The organism is Mycobacterium sp. (assembly GCF_050701675.1).
In the GTDB taxonomy this organism is placed as follows: domain Bacteria; phylum Actinomycetota; class Actinomycetes; order Mycobacteriales; family Mycobacteriaceae; genus Mycobacterium.
The window spans coordinates 1-7,954 of the sequence record NZ_JBOGDD010000273.1 but is presented as its reverse complement, the minus strand read 5'-3'; the positions used below and the strand labels follow the sequence as shown (position 1 = coordinate 7,954).

At 68.1% G+C, this 7,954-nt stretch carries 8 protein-coding genes; 2 read left to right on the top strand and 6 right to left on the bottom strand.

Annotated elements, in window-relative coordinates; all coding sequences use genetic code 11:
• Positions 1-95 precede the first annotated feature (95 nt).
• A complete protein-coding gene (locus ACRDUX_RS07900; protein WP_526412650.1) occupies positions 96-1,187 on the bottom strand; it encodes a ferredoxin reductase in 1,092 nt (363 codons plus the stop codon).
• A gap of 68 nt (positions 1,188-1,255) precedes the next feature.
• Here ACRDUX_RS07900 and ACRDUX_RS07895 point away from each other — a divergent pair, with 68 nt between their 5' ends.
• Entirely contained in the window at positions 1,256-1,942 is a 687-nt protein-coding gene (locus tag ACRDUX_RS07895) for a TetR/AcrR family transcriptional regulator (RefSeq protein ID WP_526412648.1), read from the top strand.
• A 169-nt stretch (positions 1,943-2,111) separates the two neighbouring features.
• Here the strand turns inward: ACRDUX_RS07895 and ACRDUX_RS07890 are convergent, their stop codons facing one another.
• The 4 genes from ACRDUX_RS07890 to ACRDUX_RS07875 all read right to left on the bottom strand — a co-directional run bounded on the left by ACRDUX_RS07890 (position 2,112) and on the right by ACRDUX_RS07875 (position 6,927).
• Entirely contained in the window at positions 2,112-2,891 is a 780-nt protein-coding gene (locus tag ACRDUX_RS07890) for an SDR family NAD(P)-dependent oxidoreductase (protein ID WP_526412647.1), read from the bottom strand.
• Positions 2,788-3,657: a pseudouridine synthase gene (locus tag ACRDUX_RS07885; RefSeq protein WP_526412645.1), complete on the bottom strand. Its 870-nt coding sequence runs from the start codon at positions 3,655-3,657 to the stop codon at positions 2,788-2,790. The genes ACRDUX_RS07890 and ACRDUX_RS07885 overlap by 104 nt, the downstream gene beginning before the upstream one ends.
• Positions 3,654-5,399: a glycerol-3-phosphate dehydrogenase/oxidase gene (locus ACRDUX_RS07880; protein WP_526412643.1), complete on the bottom strand. Its 1,746-nt coding sequence runs from the start codon at positions 5,397-5,399 to the stop codon at positions 3,654-3,656. The genes ACRDUX_RS07885 and ACRDUX_RS07880 overlap by 4 nt, the downstream gene beginning before the upstream one ends.
• Positions 5,400-5,511: 112 nt before the next feature.
• The gene (locus tag ACRDUX_RS07875; protein WP_526412641.1) at positions 5,512-6,927 is read right to left on the bottom strand and encodes an NAD(P)H-quinone dehydrogenase; all 1,416 of its coding nucleotides are present in this window, start codon (positions 6,925-6,927) and stop codon (positions 5,512-5,514) included.
• A 67-nt stretch (positions 6,928-6,994) separates the two neighbouring features.
• On the opposite strand from ACRDUX_RS07875, the gene ACRDUX_RS07870 reads away from it, so the two are divergent.
• Entirely contained in the window at positions 6,995-7,468 is a 474-nt protein-coding gene (locus ACRDUX_RS07870; RefSeq protein WP_526412640.1) for a gamma-glutamylcyclotransferase family protein, read from the top strand.
• Positions 7,469-7,481: 13 nt separating this feature from the next.
• Here the strand turns inward: ACRDUX_RS07870 and ACRDUX_RS07865 are convergent.
• On the bottom strand, positions 7,482-7,954 hold a 473-nt coding region (locus tag ACRDUX_RS07865; protein ID WP_526412638.1), incomplete at its 5' end, for a M20/M25/M40 family metallo-hydrolase.

Genomic DNA, 7,954 nt, shown 5'->3' with positions numbered 1-7,954 from the left:
CTTCAGCGGTGTCATCGGTGATGGTGATTTCGTCGGCGGTGGTCTTCTCGAGCATGGAAGTCATGACTGGTCCTTTCGAGGTGGTTTCGGGGTTACTACAGCGCCAGCTCGACGTCACCGACGGGGGCGGACACGCAGATCTGCACGTCCTCCTCGTCGGCCGTCGAGACGGCGCCCGTGATGAGGTTCTTGACCGCGCCGCTGGTCTTGCGGCGGGTGCACGTGTGGCAGATGCCCATTCGGCATCCGCTCTGCGGTGACAGTCCAGCGGCCTCGGCCTGCTCCAGCAGGGAGCGCCCGTCGTCGATGACGTCGACACCGCTGTCGGCGAACGCCACGGTGCCGCCCGACGCTTCGGCCGGAACGGTGAACGTCGGCGGGACGAAGCTCTCCGACAGGGCATCCGGGTAGTGCGCCTTGACCGCGTCGACGAGGGCCTGCGGTCCGCAGACGTACACCCCGTCGGCGTCGGGCATGGCCGCGGCGAGGTGATCCGCGTCGAAGTGGCCCCGCAATTGCCCGGCCTCGGCGGCACGGGAGTAGCCGTGCAGGACGCGCACGCCGGGCATGGCGGCCAGTTCGTCGCGATAGCACGCCTCCTGCGGACTGCGGGCGTAGTGCACGAAGGCGATGTCGCGATCGGATCCTTCATCTCTCATGGTGCGCAGCATCGACATCACCGGGGTGATGCCGCTGCCACCGGAGACGAAGAGGACGCGGCGCGGCCTGACGGCGGGCAGGGTGAAGTCGCCGCCGACGCCGTCGAGGCCGACGACAATGCCGACGCGGGCGTTGCGGTAGAGGTGCTGCGAGACCACCCCGCCGTCGTGCACGCCGACGGTCAGCTCGACCAGTCGGTCGCCCTCGGCGTTGGCCGGCGAGTAGCAGCGGGTCTGCCTGCGCCCGTCGACCTCGACGGTGAGGTTGACGGACTGGCCTGCCCGCAGCGCGGGTCGGGCCACGTAGGCCGCGTTGGGTTCAAGAGTGAGGGTGACGCTGCGAGGCGTCTGCCTGCGGACCGCGACGACCTTGGCGCGGGAGTCGCCCAGCGTCCAGGTGGGCTCGACGAGCTCCGTGTAGCGATCGACGCCGTGTGGACCGGTGAGCAGGTCGACCAACGGTGACCGCAGCACCCTGTCCCGCAGGCTCAGCGCCTTCGGTTGAGCGGACTTCGTTTGGGTGAACACATGTACACCGTGCGCCTGTTTGTCCTGACCGTCAATCGATCGGAGCAGGTTGTGGTAGGTTTCACACAGTGAACGAACGTACGCCCAGTTCACGGTCGTCCCGCTCCGGACGCTCGGGATCCTCCCGTTCCTCGCGCGAAAGCCTGTCCCGGGAGGAACGCAAGGCGGCAACCAGGCGGGCCATCGTGGCGGCGGCGCTGCGGCTTCTCGAGGAACGCAGCTTCAGCGCGCTGAGCCTTCGCGAAGTGACCCGCGAGGCTGGGATCGTGCCCGCGGCGTTCTACCGGCACTTCGACTCGATGGAAGCGCTCGGCCTGGTGCTGATCGACGAATCGTTCCGGGCCCTGCGCGACATGTTGCGCGGCGCCCGCGCGGGCAAGCTCGACCCGGCCCGGATCATCGAATCAACGGTCGACATCCTCATCGCCGGCGTCAACGAGCGCCGTGAGCACTGGCGCTTCATCGGGCGCGAACGCAACAGCGGCGTGACGGTGCTGCGATACGCGATCCGCACCGAGATCCGGCTGATCACCTCCGAACTCGCGATCGACCTGACCCGCTTCCCCGGTCTGAACGACTGGAGCGCCGAGGACCTCAACATCCTGGCCAGCCTGTTCGTCAACGCGATGATCTCGATCGCCGAAGCCATCGAGGATGCCTCCGACGCGACCGCGCTCGACGAGATCCGCCACACCGCCGTCAAACAACTCCGGCTGATCATCGTCGGGATCACCGGATGGCGCAGTAAACCCTAGGTCGAGGCGTTGAACTTCGGGCTCGTCGAGGAGTTGCACCAGACCCTGGAGGACATTCACGCCCGCCTTCAAGACCCGCAAGGGCTAATGGGCCCGACGGCCTCGTCCGTCGAACGTGACGCCAGTGCGAAAAAAGGCACCGCTCTTCGCAGTGGGCTCACGTTCGGCGCTACCGAGGCGTCCCGCCGCCATCGACGATGACGACCTGACCGGTGATGTAACTGCCTGCCGCAGAACACAACAGCAGTGCGGTACCGATCATCTCGTCGGGCGAGGCCAGCCTGTGCATCAGCGTGCCGCCGATCATGGCGTCGATCGCCTGCTGCGGGTTGTTGCGCATCATGTCGGTGTCGACCGGGCCTGGCGCGATCGCGTTCACCCTGATGCCCGAGCCCGCGAACTCGGCGGCCATCGACCGGGTGAACGACATCAGGGCCGCCTTGCCCGACGCGTAGATCGACAGGCTCGGCGCGAAGTTGAACGCACCGACCGAGACCATGTTCAACACTGCCGCAGCGGGACTCGCCTTCAAGTGCGGCAACGCCTTCTGCACCAAGAACACCGGGCCGCGCAGGTTCACCTCGTAGGACTTGGCCAACGCCTCGACCGTCATCTCACCAAGCGGCTGCGCCAGCGCGTTGGCAGCGTTGTTGACCACCACGTCGATGCCGCCGAACTCGGCCACCGTTCGCTCCACGAGGACGTCGAGATCGTCGAGGCTGCCCGCGTGCGCAGGAACGCCGATGGCGTGCCCACCCAGTCCGCGCAGGTGCTCGGCGGCCTGCTCGCAGGCGTCGAACGTCGCGCGGTCCACGCCCGTCAGTAGAACACGTTGCAGTTGGCGACTAGTCCAGATGACGCGCGCTGACGAACTCGCGCCGTCGCCCGGTGATGGGATCGTCGAACTGCAACCACTGGGCGAGCAACCCCAACGGTGCCGAGAAGTCATCGGGCGCCACGTCGAGAACCCTGGGATAGAGCGGGTCGTTGACGAGCGGCAACCCCAGCGACGCCATGTGCACCCGGAGTTGATGCGTCCGGCCGGTGCGTGGCGTCAGCCGGTAGAGCCCGTCGTCGGAGAGCAACTCGACCAACGTCTCGGCGTTCGGCTCACCGGGCTCCTCGTAGGCCTGAAGTCGACCGCGTTCCTTGATGATTCGGCTGCGCACCACGGTCGGCAGTTCGAGGGTCTGGTCGACGGCGGCACGCGCCAGGTAGGACTTGCGCACCTCGCCGCGGGCGAACAGCGTCTGATAGTCACCCCGTACCTCGCGGCGGGCGGTGAACAACAGCACACCCGCAGTCAGCCGGTCCAACCGGTGCGCCGGACTGAGCTCGGGCAGGTCGAGCTCTCGACGCAATCGCACCAGCGCGGTCTGCGTGACGTGTCCGCCCCGCGGCATGGTGGCCAGGAAGTGCGGCTTGTCGACGACGACGATGTTCTCGTCGCGGTACAGCACCGGGACGTCGAACGGGACCGGCACCTCGTCGGGCAGGTCGCGGTAGAGGTAGACGTGCGAATTCGGCGGCAGCACCGTGGAGGCGGTGACGACACTCCCGTCGTCGGCGACCACCTCGCCGCTGAGCACCTTGGCTGCGGCTGCCTCGCCGAACCGATCCGCCAACTCCACCAGCACGCCGCCACCGCGCAACCGCACCCTCGCCGGACCCAGCCCGTCGCGATCGGGCAGCGGCGCGGGCCGGGTGCGCCTCACGTCAGCGGTACCGGCTCGAGGATCTCCGCGCGCGCCTCGGGGGCCGCGGCACGCAACGAGTCGGCGGATTCGTCGTCGGGCTGAGTCTGGGACATCACCTCTGCCTCGACGCGGGCCAGGTAGGTCGCAACCTCGCGGTCGACGTCCTCGGCGCTCCAACCAAGCACGGGGGCAACGACTTCGGCGACCTCGCGGGCACAGTCGACACCGCGGTGCGGATACTCGATCGAGATGCGCATCCGCCGAGCCAGGATGTCCTCGAGGTGCAGCGCACCCTCGGCCACCACGGCGTACCACGCCTCCACCTTCAGGTACACGGGCGCCTCGGTGATCGGCGTCAGCAGCTCGGGGCGTCCCTCCGCCATGGCGAGCACCTCGCCGATCAGCGAGCCGTAACGGTCCAGCAGGTGTCGCACCCGGTACGGGTGCAGTTGGTAGTGCGAGCCGACGTGTTCGGTCTGATTGATCAGCGCGAAGTATCCGTCGGCGCCCATCAGCGGCACCTTCTCGGTGATCGACGGAGCAACCCGGGTGGGAACGAACTCGGCGGCCGCGTCGATCGCGTCCTGCCCCATCACCCGATAGGTGGTGTACTTGCCGCCCGCGATGGCGACCAGGCCAGGGGCGGGCACGGCGACGGCGTGCTCGCGCGACAGCTTCGAGGTCTCCTCGCTCTCCCCCGCCAGCAGCGGTCGCAGGCCTGCGTAGACGCCGTCGATGTCATCGTGCGTCAGCGGCGTGGCCAGCACGGTGTTGACGGTCTCGAGGAGGTAGTCGATGTCGGCCTTGGTGGCCGCGGGGTGGGCCAGGTCCAGATTCCAGTCGGTGTCGGTGGTGCCGACGATCCAGTGCGTGCCCCACGGGATGACGAAGAGCACCGACTTCTCGGTCCGCAGGATGATCGCCACCTCGCTGACGATCCGATCCCGCGGCACCACGATGTGCACGCCCTTGGACGCCCGCACGCGAAAACGCCCGCGCTGCTTGGACAGTGCCTGGATCTCGTCGGTCCAGACACCGGTGGCGTTGACGACGACGTGACCGTGGACGTCGGTCACGGCACCGTCCTCGGAGTCGCGAACGCTAACGCCGGTGACGCGGTCACCCTCGCGCAGTAGCGAAACCACCTGGGTCGACGTCCTCACCACCGCGCCGTAGTGCGCCGCGGTGCGGGCCACCGTCATGGTGTGCCGGGCGTCGTCGACGACGGTGTCGTAGTAGCGGATGCCGCCGATCAGCGAGCTGCGCTTGAGCCCAGGAGCCAGCCGCAGGGCGCCCGCCTTCAACAGATGCTTCTGCGCGGGGACGGATTTCGCGCCGCCCAGCTGGTCGTAGAGGAAGATCCCGGCAGCCACGTACGGCCGCTCCCACAGCCGCCTGGTCAGCGGGAATAGAAAGGGCAGTGGCTTGACGAGGTGGGGGGCCAGCGTCGTCAACGAAAGCTCGCGCTCGTGCAGCGCCTCTCGCACCAGCCCGAACTCGAGCTGCTCGAGATAGCGCAGACCGCCGTGGAACATCTTCGAGGACCGGCTCGACGTGCCGGAGGCGAAGTCGCGCGCCTCGACGAGCGCCACCTTCAGGCCTCGGGTCGCCGCATCGAGCGCGGCGCCGGCGCCGACGACTCCACCGCCGATGACGACGACGTCGAACTGCTCGCTGCCGAGCCGCTCCCACGCCTGGGCACGATATTCGGGACCGAGAAGGGTCTGCCCGTTGCCCGGACCGGGGATCGGGTCGCTCACGCCAAGGACTCCTCTGGTTACTCGTCGGTACGGCTCTCAGGGTACGTACCCTGCGCGATTTGTGGAGTTTGACCGGCGCTCACCGCCGCTGAAACTCCACAAATCGCAGACATCAGTCCAGATCGTCGTGAGCCATCAACCGGCGGGCCGCCTCGACCGTCGAACCCGACAGCGACGGGTACACCGACAGCGTCTGTGCGAGGTCAGTCACCGAGATCCGGTTCTGCACCGCGAGGGCGATCGGAAGGATCAACTCCGATGCGATCGGCGCGACGACGACGCCGCCGATCACGACACCGGTCGCCGGGCGGCAGAAGATCTTGACGAAGCCCCTGCGCAGAAGTGACATCTTGGCGCGGGCGTTGGTGGTCAGCGGCAGCATCAGCGTGCGGGCAGGCACGGTCCCGTTGTCGATCGCCGTCTGGGGCACGCCGACCGCCGCGATCTCGGGGCGGGTGAACACGGCGGCCGCAACGGTCCGCAGCCGAATCGGCGACACCCCCTCACCAAGGGCGTGATACATCGCGATGCGGCCCTGCATCGCGGCGACCGACGCCAGCGGCAAGAGTCCGGTGCAGTCGCCTGCGGCATAGATGCCCGCCGCCGAGGTTCGCGAAACACGGTCCACTTCAAGGTAATTGCCCCGACCGAGTTCGATGCCGACCTTCTCCAGGCCGAGGCCTTCGGTGTTCGGCACTGAGCCGACGGTCATCAGCGCGTGACTACCCTCGACGGTGCGCCCGTCGGCGATCGCGACCCTGACTCCGTCCGCGGTCCGGCTGACCGTGTCCGCGCGCGCATTCTTGACGAGCTTCACGCCGCGTTCGGCGAACGTCTCCTCAAGCACCGCGGCGGCGTCGGAGTCCTCGTGCGGCAGGATCTGGTCGCGGCTGGCCACCACGGTGACCTTGACGCCCAGCTCCGTGTAAGCACTGCAGAACTCGGCGCCGGTGACACCGGAGCCGACGATGATCAGATGCTCGGGCAGCTCGGTGAGGTCGTAGAGCTGGCGCCAGTTCAGGATCCGCTCCCCATCGGGCACGGCGCTCGGCAGGACGCGCGGCCTGGCGCCGGTGGCGACGAGTACGACGTCGGCCTTGAGCACGCCGACCTTGCCGTCGGTTGTGGTGACTCTCACGCGGTGGTGGGCCATGCCGGGGATGTCGTCGACGAGTTCACCGCGGCCGTGCACGATGCTGACGCCCTCGCGCAGCAGGTTGGAGCCGATGTCGGCCGACTGTGACCTGGCGAGCGTCTTGACGCGATTGTGAATCTGCTCGAGCGAGATCTTGGCGTCCTCGATCGCGATGTCGAAACCGAGGCCGTTGGCGCGGCGCAGCTCGGTGCGCACGCCCGTCGACGCGATGAACGTCTTGGACGGCACGCAGTCCCAGAGCACGCAGGCACCACCGATGCCGTCGGAGTCGACGACGGTGACCTGCGCGATAGCGGGACCGCGGCCCGCGGCGACGAGTGCAGCCTCATACCCGGCGGGGCCGCCGCCGATGATCACGATGCGGGTAACCACCGCCTCAACTTAGTACCCCACCGCTCCTGCCCACCGGATCCACCCACCACCCCTTAGGCTTGCCCCCGTGCCGATCTACGCCGCCTACGGATCGAACATGCATCCGGAGCAGATGCTGCAGCGCGCGCCGCATTCCCCCATGGCGGGAACCGGCTGGCTCCACGGTTGGCGACTGACGTTCGGCGGCGAGGACCTCGGCTGGGAGGGCGCGCTGGCCACCCTCGTCGAGGATCCCCTGTCGAAGGTCTTCGTCGTGCTCTACGACATGACCCGAGAGGACGAGGAGAACCTCGACCGCTGGGAGGGCTCAGAGCTCGGCTTCCACAAGAAGATCCGCTGCCGGGTGCACCGGGAGTCCTCGGACACCAGCACCGATCCCGTGCTCGCCTGGCTGTACGTCGTCGACGCCTGGGAGGGCGGCATACCTTCGGCGCGCTACCTCGGCGTGATGGCCGAGGCCGCCGAGATCGCGGGCGCACCCGAGGAGTACGTGCACGATCTACGCACCCGCCCGGCCGGCAACGTGGGACCGGGGACGTAACCGGCTCGTCGGCTCAGAGCTCGGCGGACTGCTCGATGATGTTGGTGAACACCCGAACCCCAACCCCAAGCGCCCGCTCGTCGAGGTCGAACGTCGGCTGGTGGAGATCCAACTGCGGGCCGTGTCCCGGCCACACGCCCAGTCGCGCCATCGCCCCTGGGACGTCCTCGAGGTACCAGGAGAAGTCTTCGCCTCCCCCGGACTGCTTGGTGTCGGTCAACACGTCCGGCCCGATGGCCTCGATCGCGTGGGTGAAGATCCTGGTCGAGACCTCCTCGTTGACCACGGGGGGCACGCCGCGCCGGTAGTGCACGCTGTACTCCACCTGCAGCGGCGCCAGCAACGACGAAACGATCTCGCGGACGAGGTCTTCCATCCCCACCCAGGCCTCCCGGCTGGCGGTGCGGATGGTGCCTGCGACGCTGCCGGCCTGCGGAATCGCGTTGGCGGCCACGCCGGCGTTGACGGCTCCCCACACCATGACGG

Excerpts from the sequence above, each read along its gene's own strand:
- ACRDUX_RS07890 (WP_526412647.1), bottom strand. The coding sequence starts at position 2,891 with ATGACTTCTCGGCACCGTTGGGGTTGCTCGCCCAGTGGTTGCAGTTCG.